Raw genomic sequence first — 14,937 nt, forward strand, 5'->3', positions numbered from 1 at the left:
CGTCTCTGTGAGAAAGTTCTCCTTACACTGCTCCGGATGTCTGGACTGCCCTTTTCCCCCACTCCCGCTGCGCCCGGCGACACCACGACGGCCTTCGGGATGCTGGGGCGGCAGTTGCAGTGGCGCCCGCTGCTGCTGGTGGGGCTGGTCATCGTGGGGCTGCTCGCCGTCACGTCCATTTCGCTCGAAACTGGCGACACCTGGGACCGGCAGTTCGACCGTCCGCTCTACTTCGCGGTCCTGCTCGGCAGTCTGGTGATGGCGGTGCGGCTGTGGCAACCGGGGCAGACATTGGCGCGCGCGAGCTGGCAGCTTCTGCAAGCGGTGACCGGCTGGCTGCTGCTCAAATTTGCCTTGCTGCTGCTGTTCGCTGCGCCGGGGATACTCGCCCGCGAACTGGTCGAGTCGCTGCTGTGGCTGCCCACCCTGCTCAACTGGGGGCTGATCAGCAGCTTCAACCTGGGCCGGGTGGCGCTGGGGCGGCGCATCACGCTGAGCTTTCTGGCCCTGAGTGCGCTGCTGTCGGGGGCGTGGCTGCTGCGCTGGGGCTGGGAGCCGCAGGTGATTCAGGTGCTGCTGCAACTGCTGCTCTCCTCGGCCACCGGGTACGTGTACATGTCGTATTTCATTCAGCGGGTGCAGCAATCGCGCTTCAGCGAGGGCGAGCACGAGACGCTGGCGCGGCTGGCCTACACCGACCTGCTGACGGGCCTGCCCAACCGCCTGCGGCTGCAAGAAGAACTGGAGCGGCGCACAGCGGCAGATGAAGCGTTCGCGGTGCTCATCATTGACCTCGACTCGTTCAAGGTCGTCAACGACACGCTCGGCCACAATGCCGGCGACACGCTGCTCTGCGCGGTGACCGAGGTGCTGCGGGCCTCGCCCGACACCCAGGCAGCCTTCCGACTGAATGGCGACGAATTCGTGGTGCTGCTGTCCGGCGTCAGCGGCCCCGAGGCGGTGGCAGTGGGGCAGTCGGTGCAGACCCGCGCGCTGCGCCACCCCCTGATGCAGCGCGAGGTCGCCAGCACCCTGAGCATCGGCGTGAGTCTTTACCCCGAGGACGCGAGCAGCGCCAGCGAGGTGTTGCGGCACGCCGACAGCGCCATGTCCGCCGTCAAGCGCAGCGGGCGCGGTCAGGTGCGGCGCTACCAGTCGGAATACGACGCGCAGACCGAGCGTTTTCAACTGTGGCGCGTGAGCTGGCGCAGGCGTTCTACGACGGCCAGGGCTTTTCGCTGGCTTATCAACCGATCTACGACCTGGCGAGCGGCGTACCGGTCAAGGTCGAGGCGTTGCTGCGCTGGCGCCACCCCCAGCTCGGCCAGATTTCACCCGCCGAATTTATCCCGATAGCCCAGCGCACCGGGCAAATCGCGCAAATCGGCCTGTGAGTGCTCGACGAAGCCTGCCGCGCGGCGCAGGCGTGGCCGCAACTGCGCCTGAGCGTCAATGTCAGCGCCGTGCAGCTCAGCCGCCCCGAGTTCGCCGCGCAATTGTTCGGCGTGCTCGACAGCACCGGCATGACCACGCAGCGCCTGGAGCTCGAACTCACCGAAACCGCCCTGCTGCACGAAAACGAACAGGTGCAGCTCAACATCGAGCAGCTCTACCGGCGCGGCATCGGCATCACCATCGACGATTTCGGGGCCGGGTATTCCAACCTGTCCCGGTTGCGGGCGCCCTGGGTGCGCGGCGTCAAGCTCGACCGCTCGCTGACCAGTGACCTGCCCGAACCCTCCGGCGAGTTCTCGCGTCAGCTCACGCGCAACGCTGTCAATCTGGCGCAGTATCAGCACACCGTGATTACCGCCGAGGGCCTGGAATCTGCCGCCCACGTCGAGGCCGCCCGCCAACTCGGCTGCCCGCTCGGGCAGGGCTACGCGCTCTCCTACCCGCTCACCGCCGAGCAGCTCAGCGGCCTGCTCGCGGCGCAAGAGCAATTCGCTCTGGCGTAATTAGAGCATTTGACATAAGACAATAGTCCGTGCAGTTTTGGAATTCAGCTAACCAAGCTGCGATAAACACGGCGTTTTTGTCCCTCCCTCCTTGCGGGGGAGGTTGGGATGGGGGAGCGCAAATGGCGTCCTAGACAGCAAGATCTTGATCGCCCTCTGTAACGACCACAAAACTGCACGAACCATTGATAAGAATGCCTTGCGTTTTTGACCCTCTACCTTGATGGGACTCGGAGAGCTGCACCGCAGAGAGGGCCTTGCGAAGCAAGGGGTGAGGGTGTCTTTTTCTTGTCAAATGCTCTAGGCGCGCCGCAGCAGCCCGGCGAGCAGCCGCACGTGGTCGGGCCAGCGGTCGAGTCGGATGTGCTCGTGCGCGGCGTGGGCTCCGTCGCCAGGCGCCCCCAGGCCGTCGAGGGTGGGCACCGTGGCGGCAGTGAAGTTGCCGTCGCTGCCGCCGCCGACGCTTTCGTGGCCGAGCGTGAAGCCGAGTTCACCCGCAATCTCCTGCGCCTGAGCAAACAGCCGCAGGGTGCCCTCGCCCTGCTCGAAGGGGGGCCGGTTCAGGCCGCCGCCGACTTCGCAGGTCACGCGGTCGTTGCTGGGGCGCCAGGCGCGCACGCCGCGCTCGATTCGCTCGGCTTCTTCCAGCGTTGAAACACGCACGTCCACCCCCAGGCGGCAGTGGTCGGGAATCACGTTCACGGCGCTCCCGCCCGAGATCAGGCCCACGCTGACGGTGGTGCCGACTTCCGGGCGGGCGAGGGCTTGCAGCGCCAGCACCGCTTCGGCGGCGGCGGTGATGGCACTCGCGCCGAGTTCGGGGCGGTTGCCCGCGTGACTCGCCACGCCGTGCAGGGTCAGCACGTAGTCGCCGGTTCCCTTGCGCCCGGTCTTGAGGTTGTGGCTGTCGGACACCGGCGGCTCGGGCACCAGCACCGCCCGCGCGCCCTGCGCCGCCGCCTCAATGTGCTCGCGGCTGCCCGGGCTGCCGATTTCCTCGTCGGGCGAGAGCAGCACCCGCACGCCGCCCTGGGGCCACTCGCCGCCCAGCGAGCGCAGCGCGTGAAACAGGCCCACGACGCCGCCCTTCATGTCGTAGGTGCCGGGGCCGTAGAGCCGCTCGCCGTCTTCGCGCCAGGGCATGCGGCCCAGCGTGCCGTGCGGCCACACCGTGTCGGCGTGGGTGAGGACCAGCAGGTAAGGGCCGTCCGCTGGGCCGAAATGAAAGGAGCGGGTGCCGCCGGGCAGCGCGTGCGTCTCGGCGCCGAGGTCGCGCGCCCAGCCTTCGACCACGTCCATGACCCGCGCCACGGCGGCGGGGTCGCTCGACGGCGACTCGATATCCACCAGCGTCCGCAGGTCGCGCAGCATGGTGGGAAGGTCGGGGAAAGCGTCAGCGGAGGGTCCGGTCATGGGGTCATGCTAAGCCGCGAACGCTGACGCGCGCCTTCGTGCCCGCGGCCACCTTGCCCCGGCGCCGTCAGCGGGCTAGACTGACCTGTTGGCCCTCTGACCCGCTCGCGGCCAGGGGCCACGCGCCGGCGCCTCCGCGCTGGCCGCACTTCGAGTTTTCTTTCCCTCCGAGGGGTGGTTATGGCAGAAAAAGATATCGACAAGCTCCTTTCCCTGACCGACAGCAAGTACCGCCTGTCGGTCGTGACCGCCAAGCGCGCCCTGCAACTGCGCAGCGGCGCCCCCAGCGTGCTCCCCGTCGAGCAGCGGGTCCGCACCCACAACCTGGTCACCCAGGCGATGCGCGAACTCGCCACCGGGCAGCTCACGGTGGGCACCAACCTGATCGACGAGCAGCGCTTCCACCAGGACTACGTGCGCCAGCGTCAGGCCCAGTTGCAGGCGCAGCTCAACGCCGAGCGCGAGCGCGAACGCGACTGAGCAGCAGCAAAAAAGCGGCGTAGCGGGGCAACCCACACGCCGCTTTTTTATTGTCTTTTACAGCCGCACCGGATAAGGCAACGTCCCCTCATAGATGGCGCGGCCCACGATGGCGCCTTCAATGCCCTCCTCGGCGAGCAGGCGCACGTCATTCGTGTCGGCCACGCCGCCGCCCACGATCAATTCGCCGTGCCACAGCCCGCGCACCTGCCGCATCAGGTCACGGTCCAGGCCGCGCAGGGTGCCGTCGCGGGTCACGTCGGTAAAAATCAGGGTTCGCAGCCCAGCCTCCGCCAGCCGGGGGGTCAGGTCGGCCACGCTCACGCCGCTGCCTGCTGCCCAGCCGTGGGTGGCGACTTCCAGACCGCGCGCGTCGAGGCTGACGACCACCCGCTCCGGCCCGTATTCGGCAATCAACTCGGCCACCAGTTCGGGATTGCGGACCGCCGCCGTGCCGATCACGACCCGCGCGACGCCCGCCGTGAGGAGGGATTGCGCCGCCGCCCGGTCGCGCACGCCGCCGCCCACTTCGACCGGCACGCCCAGCTCGCGCACGATTTCGGCGATGACGGCGCGGTTCTCGCCGCGTCCGGTGGCGGCGTCGAGGTCCACCAGATGCAGAAACCCGGCGCCCAGGGTGACCCAGTGACGCGCGGCGGCGCGCGGCGAGTCAAAATACACGGTTTCGCGGTCAGGGTCGCCCTCGTACAGCCGCACGGCGCGGCCCGACTGGATGTCCACGCAGGGAATGACCTGAGGCAAAGGAAGCGTCATGGCGAGCAGAATAGGTCAGCGCGCCGCGCGGGCCCGGCAATTCGCCTGGATGGGGGTAAGGGCAGCGCCCTGCACGTGCATTTGTCCCAGAGCATTTGACAAAAGGATCGTTTCCCCTTTTGTCCGGGCAAAGCGAGTGAATTTTAACGAGCAGGACGGAGAATGGAGTGGTGCGGGGTGCCGTTCCACGCACCACGGAATTCGGAGAACTGCTCTATGGTAAGGCCGTGAATCTGGGGGGCAGGGTACTGATCTATGGACTGGGGCGCAGCGGACGCGGCGTGGCCCATTTTCTGCACGGCGAGGGGGTATCGGCCTTCTGGCACGACCTGCGCCCGGCGCCGGAAGACGAGGCGCTGATGCGGCAGCTCGGGCACCGGCAGGCCGATCTGGGCGGCACCTACGACCTGGTGGTGGCGGCGCCGGGCGTGCCGATCGACCACCGTGACCTGCGGGTGCTCGCCGGGCGCGGCGCCGAGATCATCGGCGAGGTGGCGCTCGCGGCGCGGCTGCGGCCAGAGCTCCCGATGGTCGGCATCACCGGCACGGCGGGCAAGGGCAGCACCACCGTTTTGATCGCGCAACTGCTGCGGGCGTGTGGCCTGCGGGCGCGGGAAGGCGGCAACATCGACCCGCCACTGCTCGATGTGGTGGACGACGCCGAGGTCGCGGTGGTCGAACTCAGTTCCTTTCAGCTCGAGCGGGTGCCGGGGCTGCGGCTGCCAGTGGCCGTCATCACCAATCTCGGCGTGGACCACCTCGACCGCCACGGCAGCGTGGAGACCTACCACGCCGCCAAACTCAACATCACGGCGGGCCAGCAATCAGGCGACGTGCTGGTGCGGCCCGCCGACCTGCCGGTGCCGACGCGGGCGCAGACCGTCACCTTCACCCCCGAGCGGCTGTGCCTGCGGGACGGTCAGGAAGTGTTGCCCGTGGCTGACCTGCCGCCGGGTGTTCATCCCGCCAACGCCGCCGCCGCGTTGCTCGCCGCCGAGGCGCTGCTGCGGCACCTGGGCCGCGCGGTGGACCCGGCGGTGCTGGCGGACGCTCTGCGCGCGGCGCAGCCGGTCAAGGGCCGCTTCGAGACGGTGGGGCAACTCGGCGAGGTCGGCTTTATCGAGGACTCCATCGCCACCCGGACCATCGCGGTGGAGTCGGCGCTGCGCCAGGCGCGGCCCCCGATTGCCTGGCTGGTCGGCGGGCGCGACAAGGGAGCCGAACTCGCCCCGCTGCGGGCCGCCGCCGAGGGCCGGGTCACGCGGGTGATCGCCTTTGGAGAAGACGGCGAGGCGCTGGCGCGGGACCTGGGCCTGCCTTTCGAGGTTATCAAGGCTGAGACGGGCGACGAGAGCATGGACCGCGCCGTGCGCGCCGGGTGGGAGGCACTGGGCGGGGCCGGGGGCACGGGCACGGTCCTGCTTGCTCCGGTGGGCACCAGTTTCGACCAGTTCCGCGATTACCAGCAACGCGGCGCGAGCTTTCGCCGGGCGGTGCAGGCGCTGCTCGGCACGCAGTCCGGCTCCGGAGAAAGCGCGTGAGCCTGCAACTCCTGATCGCGCAGGTGCTGCTGCTGCTGCTCGGCTCGCTGGGCATTTCCGCCGCCGCGCCCGACCTGATCGTGAAACACGGCCTGCGGGCCTTGCTGGCGGTCGCTCTCACCTTCGCCGTCGCCCGGATTCGCCCGCGCACGCTGCTCAAGTGGGGCACCAACGTCTGGATCGTGGCACTGGTGCTGCTGGTGCTGGTGCTGTTCATCGGGCAGGGGTCACAGGACAGCCCCGGCGTGCGGCGCTGGCTGAGTATCGCCGGGCAGGAATTCCAGCCCTCCGAGTTCGCCAAGCTCGCGCTGGTGCTGCAACTCGCCTCGTTCTTCTCGCGCCGGGGCGTGCAGAACAAGCTGCTGAGCGCCACCGGCATGATCATAGCGACCACGGCCCTGGTCATTTTCGAGCCCGACCTGGGCACCAGTGTCCTGACCTTTGGGCTGGGCATCATCGTGATGTACGCCGCCGGGGTGCGGCTCTTCAACATCGGCGGGCTGGTGCTGGCGCTGGGGCTGTTTTCCCTCCCCTTCGTCAACAGCTACCTCGAAAGTCACCCTTACATCCTCAAGCGCTGGACCGGGCATCAGGTTCGCGACGACGGGGTCGTGACCGGCCTCGACCAGATCGGCATGGCGCACCGCGACCTCAACTACGGCGGCTGGTGGGGGCAGGGGCCCGACGGCCCGCGCTGGGAATACTTCGCGGCGCACACCGACATGGTGGTGGCGGCGGTAGGCTTTTCGAGCGGGCTGCTCGGCGTGCTCACGCTTCTGTTCGCCTACTGGCTGATCGTGTCCACCGCGCTGCAAGTCGCGCAGCTCGCCACCCGCATCCGGCCCATGAGCGCCGAGATTCACGGGGCGAGCATCCTCGCCATCGGCTGCATGTTTTTGGTGGTCGGGCAGGCGTTCGTCAACCTCGCCGTCGCCGCCGGGCTGTTTCCGGTGACCGGGGTGCCGCTGCCGCTCGTCAGCTACGGCTTTTCCTCCATGCTGACCATGAGCGTGGCGCTGGGCATCATTCACTCGGCCATGCGCGAGGTGCGCCGCCAACTGCCGGTCGAGGTCAAGATGGACGACTTCGTGGGGGCCGCGGCGGACGACTGACCCGGAATAGGAAGAAAAGAGAACCGGCCAGCCTTTAGAGTGCTGGCCGATTTTCTTTTTGGGACTCAGCGCACCGTGTTGCGCCCCCCGTTCTTGGCGTCGTAAAGGCGTTCGTCGGCGCGCGAGAACAACTGATTGAGGTCATCGTCGGGACGCAGGGCCGCCACCCCGAAACTGGCGGTGACTGGCAGCCCCGCAATCTCCGTGTCGCTGACCGCCTGCCGCAGCCGCTCGGCGAGCGCCAGAGCGTCGTCGCGCGCCACGCCCGGCAGCACCGCCATGAACTCCTCGCCGCCCCAGCGCCCCACCATGCCGGCCCCGCCCACATTGCGCCGCAGCCGCTTGGCGAAGGCCCGCAGCACGTCGTCGCCTGCACCGTGTCCGTGGACGTCGTTGACCTGTTTGAAGTGGTCGATGTCGGCCAGGATGACGCTCAGGGGCGAGTTGGTGCGCCGCGCCGTGTCCAGCGCACGTTGCAGCTCGCTCTCAAGCGCCGCGCGGCCCGCCACGCCGGTCAGGGCGTCGAGCCGCGCAGCCTGCAACTCACCGCTGGTTTGCTCGTGAATCGAGAGGTATCGCTCGATGAACCCGGCGATCAGGTACTGCGTGAGCAGCAGCGTGAGCACCACGAACAGTCCGGTCATCCAGGCGAGCGTCTGGTCGGGGGTCAGCGGCCCGGCGCCGAGCAGCAGCAGGGCCATCAGCGCGATCACCAGCAGCCCGATGACCAGCCCCAGCCGCGAGCCCAGCAGCAGCACATACGAGGGAAAGGCCACCATAACCCACAGCAGGTGGGTGATCTGATCACTGAAATTGTCCGACGCCAGCTCGTGCTGCGCGCCGTAGAACGAGAGCAGCGTCACCACCAGCTGCGCGGCCACCCGCATCCGGAACGAGCGGAGCTTGCCTGCCAGCGCCAGGACGAACACCACGCCGCAGACCCCCACGCCCGCGAGCTGGGCCGTGCTGAGCGGCGAGCCGGTCAACACCGAGCAGAACGCTGCGTAGATCACGTAGGCGCCGCAGGCCACAGCCACCAACCGGTCACGGGCGCGCGCAAAGAGTGCGGACACCACGGGAAGGGAAGGGGCAGAGGACTCAGGCATGGTCATGGGAGAGGAACTGGGAGAGGACAAGACTGCGGCCAGACGGCAGCTTCACACCGGAAGCCGTCTGCCACAGTGCAGGTTCAGGCGGGAGGGCTCCCGCCGGGCCGCTCAGGAAAGAAGTTCGCCGTCCCCGAAAAACAGCGCCAGTTCGCGCTCGGCGCTCTCGGGGCTGTCGCTGCCGTGGGTCACGTTCTCGCCGGTGCTGGTGGCGAAGTCGGCGCGGATGGTGCCGGGGGCGGCGTTGGCGGGGTTGGTCGCGCCCATCATGGCCCGCCAGCCGGCGATGGCGTTTTCGCCTTCCAGCGCGATGGCGACGACCGGCCCGCCGGTGATGAAGTCCACCAGTTCACCGAAGAAAGGACGCTCGCGGTGCTCGCCGTAGTGCTGCTCGGCGGTTTCGCGGGGCATCATCATCTGCTTGAGGCCGACCACGCGGTAGCCTTTGTTGTGAATGCGGGCGAGAATTTCAGGGGTCAGGCCCCGGCGCACGCCGTCGGGCTTGATCATGGCAAAAGTCCGTTCCATACCGGACGTCAGGATAGCAGTTGACTGGCTTACAAACCGCTGACCGCCGGCGCGGTAGCCACCGACCCAATACCCCCCACACCCGGGGGTACACGCTAGCCTGCGTTCATGCTCACGCTCAGCGAAGCGGCCCGCCGTCCCGTGACCGAGGTGGGCCAAGACACCCACCGTCTCGCCGCGCAGGGAACCGCCGGGATGCTGGTGCCCGCCGCCTTCGAGGAGGCGTACTACCTCGGCGTGAACCTGCCCGAGCAGCTCGCCCGGCTGTTCGCGCCGGTCCACCCGCAGCGGATAGACGAGGACCTGCTCGACGGCCTGTGCGAGCAGGCGCAGACGCTGGTGCGCGGCAGTTCGCTGTCCGACGACGCGGTGCAAGTGTTTTACCGGGCGCTGAAAAATGCTGGTTTGGACAGCGGCCCCCTGGAGCTGCGGCGCCCCGACGAACCCCAGCGCGAGGCGGCGCAGGTGCGGCCCCCAGGCACGGCGGCGCTGCACGCGCTCAAGCGGCTGTGGGCGCAGGACTGGGCGTTTGACGCGGTCCTCGCGCGGCTGGACGACACCGGCGGCATCGGTGTGGACGCGCGCCCAACTTTGTTGCTGCGTTCTGGTAGCTGAAGCTCTCGCCTTCCTAGCCTTGACGTTCTGCCGTGCTGCCCCGTACGACCAGCCGGGTCGGCAACGGCGATGGATTCAGGACCTCAGGGTCTAAAACCTCGCCGGATAGTTGCGCCAGCAGGGCCTCTCCCACCCGGCGTCCTTTCTCGGCGGTGGGTTGCCAGACGGTGGAGAGATTCAGCGCAGCGCTGAGCGGCACGTCGTCATACCCGATGAGGCTGAGGTCCTCAGGCACGCGGCGGCCCAGCGTTTGCGCGGCCTGATAGGCGCCCTGGGCCAGCACATCGCTCATGCACAGCAGGGCGGTGACTTCGGGCTGGGCGGTGAGCAATGCGCGGGCCTGCGCCTCGCCGTCGGCGGGGGTGTTCTGGGAGCACTCGTAGGGCCACAGCCGCGCCGCGTCCGCTCCAGCCCGGTACCCGCGCAGGCGCTCGGCGGTGGTGTGGTAGGCGGCCTGCGCCTCACGTTTAGGGGACACGGGACCACCCAGCGGCTCGGGGCCGAGTTCCAGGCACAGCACGCCGATGTCGCGGTGCCCGAGCGCCACGAGGTGTGCGGCGGCGGCCCGCGCTCCACCCGCGTCGTCAATCCCTACGCCCACCGCACCAGGCTGCGGCTGCTGGTCCACCAGCACGGTGGGCAACCCGCGCTCCAGCACGGCGGCGAGCAGGTCGCTGCCCTCCGAAGCGCAGTAGAGAATCAGGCCGTCCACGCTCGCCGAGCGCACCGGGGCCGGGTCCTGTGAAGCCGAGAGCAGCAGCAGGTTCAGCCCCTCGGCCCGCAGCGAGCGCGACAGGCTGCCCAGAAACAGCGCGGCGGCGGGGTCGGCAAAGGCGTATTCCAGCGGCGCGTCGTACACCACGCCGATAACCCCAGTCTTGCCCCGGCGCAGGCTGCGGGCAAGCGGGTCGGGGCCCTGGTAGCCGAGGTCGCGGGCCGCCGCCAGCACCTTGTCGCGCAGCCCCGCCGAGAGCTGGTCGGGGCGGTTGTAGGCGTTGCTGACCGTCGCCACCGATACTCCCACCGCGCGGGCCACGTCGCGCAGGGTGGCCCGTGGGCGGGCGGAACCGGGCGCGGCTTTGGCGGCAGACATGGCCGGATGCTACCTTATGTCCGCAACTGAAACGATTCAGTCTGCCTATGCCATCTCATACGGCTTTCCTCCTCTGCCGAGCAGCTCTGCGAGTCGCATCCGCTCTGCTTCGCAGCTTTGCAAGTCGAATCGAATCCAAAATATCTGGATGCAACTGGAATCCGTATCAGGAGCCTGTATGACGACCACCGCCGCGCCTGTTCCCCGCTCGCCCGCCGCCGAGCGCGCCCGCCTCGCGGTGAGCGCCGTGTTTCTGATTAACGGAGCGCTGTTCGCCACCTGGGCAGTCAACATTCCGGGGGTGCGGACGGCGCTGCACCTCACCGAAGCGCAGGTCGGCGCGGCGCTGCTGGCGGTGGGGCTCGGCAGCCTGTTGTCCATGCCGCTCACCGGGGGCTGGGTGGCGCGCTGGGGAAGCGGCAGGGTCACGGCGCTGCTCGCTCCCCTGACCATGCTGTCGCTGCTGCCGCCTTTTTTCATGCCGTCGCTGTGGTGGCTGACTGCTGCGCTGGGGCTGCTGGGTGTCCTGAACGGCGCGCTGGACGTGGCGATGAACGCGCAGGGCGTGACGGTGGAAAAGGCACTGGGCCGCCCGGTGATGAGCCGCCTGCACGCTTATTTCAGCCTCGGTGGGGTGGTGGGGGCGCTGCTCGGCACCGCGCTGGTCGGGCGGGTGCCGATGCTGGCGCACGTGGGCGGCGTGGCGCTGCTCTCCACTCTGACGGCGCTGGTCGCCGGGCGCTTTCTGCTGGCCGACGCACCGACGGAACCCGAAACGGCGCAGGCGGACGCACCCACTCCCCGCTCCGGCCTCTCCCCCGCCGCGCTGCTGCTGGGCGGGCTGTGCTTTCTGGGGATGCTCTCGGAAGGCGCGCACTACGACTGGGCGGCGCTGTATTGCCGCGACGTGCTGGGGCTGCCGGGCGGACAGGCGGGCGTCGGCTACGCGGCCTTTGTCACCACCATGACGCTGGGCCGCTGGTTCGGGGACCGCGCCCGCGCCCGCTTCGGCGACGTGGCGATGGTGCGGGCCGGGGCGCTGCTCTCGGCACTCGGGCTGGGGCTGGCGCTGCTGGTGCGCGAGCCGTGGCCCGCCACGCTGGGCTTCGCGCTTTCGGGCCTGGGCCTGAGCAACGTGGTTCCGGTGATGTACGGCGCGGCGGGACACGCCCTGCACGGCAGGGGCATCGCGCAGGTCGCCACCATCGGCTACGGGGGCTTTTTGCTGGGGCCGCCGCTGATCGGGTTTCTGGCGCAGCATTCCGGACTGCCCGCCGCGCTGGGCCTCGCGGTGGCGGGGTCGGCGCTGGTGGCGGGGCTGGGTGGCGTGGCCTTCAGGCTGATTCGGCGGACGGCACCCCCGGCCTGATGAGCCATTTGGCCTAGCTTTCACTCAAGCTGCCATTATTCGGCCATGTCCAAACCCTACCCGCAGTCGCCGCGTGGCGACCATGTTGACGTGTATCAAAACGCCGCAGGCCAGGAAGTGCGGGTGCCCGACCCCTACCGCTGGCTGGAAGACCCGGACAGCCCCGAGACGCGCCGCTGGGTGGAGGCGCAAAACGCGGTGACGGAGGACTTTCTCGCCGCGTTGCCTGCCCGCGCCGCTTACCGTGAGCGGCTGACCGCGCTGTGGGACTACCCGCGCGACGGCCTGCCCTGGGAGCGCGGCGGGCGCTACTTCCGCACCTTCAATCCGGGGCTGCTCAATCAGCCGGTCCTGCAAACCGCCGACTCGCCGCGTGGCCCGTGGCACGAGCTGCTTGACCCCAACGCCCTGAGCGCGGACGGCACGGTGGCGCTGATGGGCGCGTCGGTGAGCCAGGACGGCACGCAACTCGCCTACGCCACCCAGAGCGGCGGCAGCGACTGGCTGACCTGGCAGGTGCGCGACGTGGCGAGCGGGGAGGACACCGGCGAGCCACTGCGCTGGAGCAAATTCAGCGGCGCGGCGTGGCTCCCAGACGGCAGCGGTTTCTTTTACTCCGCCTACGACGCGCCCGGCGAAGGGGAAGCGCTGACCGGCGCGAACAAAAACCAGCGGCTGATGTTTCACCGCCTCGGCACCCCGCAGGACGCTGACGAACTCGTGCTGGAGCGCCCCGACCAGCCCGACTGGGGCTTCGCCGCCGAAGTGACTGAGGACGGCGCGTGGCTCGCAGTGCAGGTGTGGCTCGGCACCAGCCCGAAAAACCTGCTGTGGGTGCGGCCCCTAGGGAAAGAGGGACCGGGCAGTGGCGACTTTCAGCCCCTGGTGAATGACTTCCAGGCGATGTACCAGCTCGTCGGCAGCGACGGCAACACGCTGTTTCTTCAGACCGACGAGGACGCGCCCCTCGGCAAGCTCATGGCATGGAACATCCGCACGGGCGAGCGCCGCGACCTGCTGCCCGAGGGAGCAGACAAACTGGAACAGGTGCTGACGGTGCCCGGCGGCTTTCTGGCGCTCACGCTGCACGACGCCAGCCACCGCCTGACACTGTATGACCGGAACGGCGAGCGCCAGCGCGAGATAGAGCTGCCCGCGCTCGGCACCGTGAGCGTGAGCGCCGAGCAAGACAGCTCCGAAGTCTTTGTCGCCTTCACGTCCTTCCTGGTGCCGTCCCGCCCTTACCGGCTAAAACTGCCCGGCGGCGAGTTGGAACCGCTCGCCGACCCCGCGCTGGATTTTGACGCGGCGACCTACGAAGTGACCCAGGAATTCGCGATGAGCAAGGACGGCACCCGCGTGCCGATGTTTATCGTGGCCCGTAAAGACGCGCCCAGAGACGGCAGCAACCGCACGCTGCTCTACGGCTACGGCGGCTTCAGCATCAGCCTGACCCCAGCCTTCAGCGCCTCGCGGCTGGCGTGGCTGGAGCGCGGCGGCGTGTTCGTGCAGGCCAACCTGCGCGGCGGCGGCGAGTACGGCGAGGCGTGGCACGAGGCGGGCACGCTGGGGCGCAAACAAAACGTCTTCGACGACTTTGCCGCCTGCGCCGAGCACCTCGCCCGGCAGGGCTGGACCCGCCCGGAGCGCCTCGCCATTCAGGGCGGCAGCAACGGTGGCCTGCTGGTGGGCGCCTCCATCACCCAGCGCCCGGAACTGTTCGGCGCAGCGGTGGCGCAGGTCGGTGTACTCGACATGCTGCGCTACCACCTCTTCACCATCGGCTGGGCCTGGGCAAGCGACTACGGGCGCAGCGACGACCCCGAGATGTTCGCCACGCTGCACGCCTACTCGCCGTTGCACAACCTGAAAGAGGGAACCCGCTATCCCGCCACCCTCATTACCACCGGCGACCACGACGACCGGGTGGTGCCCGCCCACTCCTACAAATTCGCCGCCGAGTTGCAGCGCGTGCAAGCGGGGAGCGCCCCCACCCTCATCCGCATCCAGACCCGCGCCGGACACGGAGCCGGCAAACCGACGGCGCTGGTCATAGAGGAAGCCGCCGACATCTGGGCTTTTCTAGAGGAGGTGCTGGGCGGCTGAGGCAGAGAGTCAGGGAACAGGCTTTTCTCCCTTGAACGCCCGCAGCAGTTGCCCGCGCTCGCGCAGGGCGTGCTGAAACTTCTGGGCGTCGTTGAGATTGAGGGGAGCGGCGCCCAGCGCCTTTTTCTCGGTTTTCTCGGTGGAGGTGCGGGGCGTTGCGGTAAGCCCCTCGCCTCCAAAGCGCCGCGCCCGGAACATGCCGGGGTGCTCCTCGAAGACGGCAATCACGTCGTCGGGGAGCGTTTCCAGATGCGCGGCAAAAGTCAGCTCCTGAAGCAGCTCGGCATTCGCGGCGGCGCCCCCCAGCTCGGTCAGCAGGCGGTCAATCAGGGCAAACACGCGGGCGGCGTAGGCCTCCACCTCGGTCTGGGTGGGCAGGTAGCCCCGGTGAATTACCCGATTGCGAAAGTCGCTGCCCAGGCTTTTGCCGTCCATGAAATCGGGCTCGCGGCCCTCGCGCAGCAGGTAGGCGAGGGTCATCATGCCGAGTTGCCGCTCCGACTGGCTGGCGACGTGCCGCCACGTCCGGTCCAGAGTCGCCTGCGCCGCCGCGAAATCGCCGCCCTGCGCCGCTGCCCGTTCCAGTGCGTGCGACTTGACGTAAAACTCGAAAAAGCGTTCCAGCGCTGCCGCGAAGCTTGCCACCGCCTCACGCGCGTACCCGTCGAGCAGCGCCCGCGTGCCGAGGTCGAACAGCAGCTCGAACTTCTGCTTGCGGACAAAGACGCACGACCTGCCGCCGCAGTGGGGACAAGTCAGGTCGTGGATATGGCTGTCGGTGAACTCGGCCTGCATTTCCCGCGTGCAGTGGGGGCAGGCGGTGGGAAAGCGCATGGTCGGAG

Annotated in this window: 13 protein-coding genes and 1 pseudogene; 8 read left to right on the top strand and 6 right to left on the bottom strand. The window is 68.7% G+C overall.

From position 1 onward, the window contains the following. The first annotated feature begins 36 nt into the window (after positions 1-36). Positions 37-1,356, top strand: a complete 1,320-nt coding sequence (locus DR_RS12820) for a GGDEF domain-containing protein (protein ID WP_164927996.1) — start codon at positions 37-39, stop codon at positions 1,354-1,356. Next, positions 1,254-1,958 (top strand): annotated as a pseudogene (locus tag DR_RS12825) (EAL domain-containing protein). The gene DR_RS12820 and the pseudogene DR_RS12825 overlap by 103 nt, the downstream one beginning before the upstream one ends. Positions 1,959-2,258: 300 nt before the next feature. Here the strand turns inward: DR_RS12825 and DR_RS12830 are convergent. Beyond that, positions 2,259-3,371: a M20 family metallopeptidase gene (locus DR_RS12830; protein ID WP_010889118.1), complete on the bottom strand. Its 1,113-nt coding sequence runs from the start codon at positions 3,369-3,371 to the stop codon at positions 2,259-2,261. A gap of 180 nt (positions 3,372-3,551) precedes the next feature. On the opposite strand from DR_RS12830, the gene rpoZ reads away from it, so the two are divergent. Continuing rightward, positions 3,552-3,851: a DNA-directed RNA polymerase subunit omega gene (gene rpoZ / locus DR_RS12835; RefSeq protein WP_027480122.1), complete on the top strand. Its 300-nt coding sequence runs from the start codon at positions 3,552-3,554 to the stop codon at positions 3,849-3,851. Between the two features lie 57 nt (positions 3,852-3,908). On the opposite strand, the gene hisA is transcribed toward rpoZ, so the two are convergent. Beyond that, entirely contained in the window at positions 3,909-4,625 is a 717-nt protein-coding gene (gene hisA, locus DR_RS12840; protein ID WP_010889120.1) for a 1-(5-phosphoribosyl)-5-[(5-phosphoribosylamino)methylideneamino]imidazole-4-carboxamide isomerase, read from the bottom strand. A gap of 167 nt (positions 4,626-4,792) precedes the next feature. On the opposite strand from hisA, the gene murD reads away from it, so the two are divergent. Both murD and DR_RS12850 read left to right on the top strand, forming a co-directional pair. Next, positions 4,793-6,166, top strand: a complete 1,374-nt coding sequence (gene murD, locus DR_RS12845) for a UDP-N-acetylmuramoyl-L-alanine--D-glutamate ligase (RefSeq protein WP_010889121.1) — start codon at positions 4,793-4,795, stop codon at positions 6,164-6,166. Next, on the top strand, positions 6,163-7,278 hold the full coding sequence (locus tag DR_RS12850; RefSeq protein ID WP_010889122.1) for an FtsW/RodA/SpoVE family cell cycle protein: 1,116 nt from the start codon (positions 6,163-6,165) through the stop codon (positions 7,276-7,278). The genes murD and DR_RS12850 overlap by 4 nt, the downstream gene beginning before the upstream one ends. Positions 7,279-7,343: 65 nt before the next feature. Here the strand turns inward: DR_RS12850 and DR_RS12855 are convergent, their stop codons facing one another. Both DR_RS12855 and ndk read right to left on the bottom strand, forming a co-directional pair. Then, complete coding sequence (locus tag DR_RS12855) at positions 7,344-8,351, bottom strand: GGDEF domain-containing protein (protein ID WP_162177724.1); 1,008 nt, start codon at positions 8,349-8,351, stop codon at positions 7,344-7,346. Positions 8,352-8,495: 144 nt separating this feature from the next. After that, entirely contained in the window at positions 8,496-8,912 is a 417-nt protein-coding gene (gene ndk, locus DR_RS12860) for a nucleoside-diphosphate kinase (RefSeq protein ID WP_027480121.1), read from the bottom strand. A gap of 108 nt (positions 8,913-9,020) precedes the next feature. Between ndk and DR_RS12865 the strand changes: the two genes are divergently transcribed. After that, positions 9,021-9,527 carry a hypothetical protein gene (locus DR_RS12865; protein ID WP_034350603.1) on the top strand — a complete coding sequence of 169 codons (507 nt, stop codon included), beginning with the start codon at positions 9,021-9,023 and terminating at the stop codon, positions 9,525-9,527. Between the two features lie 13 nt (positions 9,528-9,540). Here the strand turns inward: DR_RS12865 and DR_RS12870 are convergent, their stop codons facing one another. Beyond that, positions 9,541-10,620, bottom strand: a complete 1,080-nt coding sequence (locus tag DR_RS12870) for a substrate-binding domain-containing protein (protein ID WP_010889126.1) — start codon at positions 10,618-10,620, stop codon at positions 9,541-9,543. Between the two features lie 178 nt (positions 10,621-10,798). Here DR_RS12870 and DR_RS12875 point away from each other — a divergent pair, with 178 nt between their 5' ends. Then, positions 10,799-11,989: an MFS transporter gene (locus tag DR_RS12875; RefSeq protein WP_027480120.1), complete on the top strand. Its 1,191-nt coding sequence runs from the start codon at positions 10,799-10,801 to the stop codon at positions 11,987-11,989. 45 nt (positions 11,990-12,034) lie between these two features. Next, the gene (locus DR_RS12880; protein ID WP_010889128.1) at positions 12,035-14,095 is read left to right on the top strand and encodes a prolyl oligopeptidase family serine peptidase; all 2,061 of its coding nucleotides are present in this window, start codon (positions 12,035-12,037) and stop codon (positions 14,093-14,095) included. Positions 14,096-14,104: 9 nt separating this feature from the next. Here DR_RS12880 and DR_RS12885 read toward each other — a convergent pair whose 3' ends face one another. After that, the gene (locus tag DR_RS12885; RefSeq protein ID WP_010889129.1) at positions 14,105-14,929 is read right to left on the bottom strand and encodes a hypothetical protein; all 825 of its coding nucleotides are present in this window, start codon (positions 14,927-14,929) and stop codon (positions 14,105-14,107) included. Positions 14,930-14,937: the final 8 nt, after the last annotated feature.

It is taken from the genome of Deinococcus radiodurans R1 = ATCC 13939 = DSM 20539, assembly GCF_000008565.1.
Lineage (GTDB): Bacteria > Deinococcota > Deinococci > Deinococcales > Deinococcaceae > Deinococcus > Deinococcus radiodurans.

What these genes read in the sequence shown, in the direction of transcription:
- DR_RS12885 (WP_010889129.1), bottom strand. Translation starts at nt 14,929, where the DNA reads ATGCGCTTTCCCACCGCCTGCCCCCACTGCACGCGGGAAATGCAGGCC.
- ndk (WP_027480121.1), bottom strand. Translation starts at nt 8,912, where the DNA reads ATGGAACGGACTTTTGCCATGATCAAGCCCGACGGCGTGCGCCGGGGC.
- DR_RS12880 (WP_010889128.1), top strand. Translation starts at nt 12,035, where the DNA reads ATGTCCAAACCCTACCCGCAGTCGCCGCGTGGCGACCATGTTGACGTG.
- DR_RS12875 (WP_027480120.1), top strand. Translation starts at nt 10,799, where the DNA reads ATGACGACCACCGCCGCGCCTGTTCCCCGCTCGCCCGCCGCCGAGCGC.
- hisA (WP_010889120.1), bottom strand. Translation starts at nt 4,625, where the DNA reads ATGACGCTTCCTTTGCCTCAGGTCATTCCCTGCGTGGACATCCAGTCG.
- DR_RS12830 (WP_010889118.1), bottom strand. Translation starts at nt 3,371, where the DNA reads ATGACCGGACCCTCCGCTGACGCTTTCCCCGACCTTCCCACCATGCTG.
- DR_RS12820 (WP_164927996.1), top strand. Translation starts at nt 37, where the DNA reads ATGTCTGGACTGCCCTTTTCCCCCACTCCCGCTGCGCCCGGCGACACC.
- DR_RS12865 (WP_034350603.1), top strand. Translation starts at nt 9,021, where the DNA reads ATGCTCACGCTCAGCGAAGCGGCCCGCCGTCCCGTGACCGAGGTGGGC.
- DR_RS12870 (WP_010889126.1), bottom strand. Translation starts at nt 10,620, where the DNA reads ATGTCTGCCGCCAAAGCCGCGCCCGGTTCCGCCCGCCCACGGGCCACC.
- rpoZ (WP_027480122.1), top strand. Translation starts at nt 3,552, where the DNA reads ATGGCAGAAAAAGATATCGACAAGCTCCTTTCCCTGACCGACAGCAAG.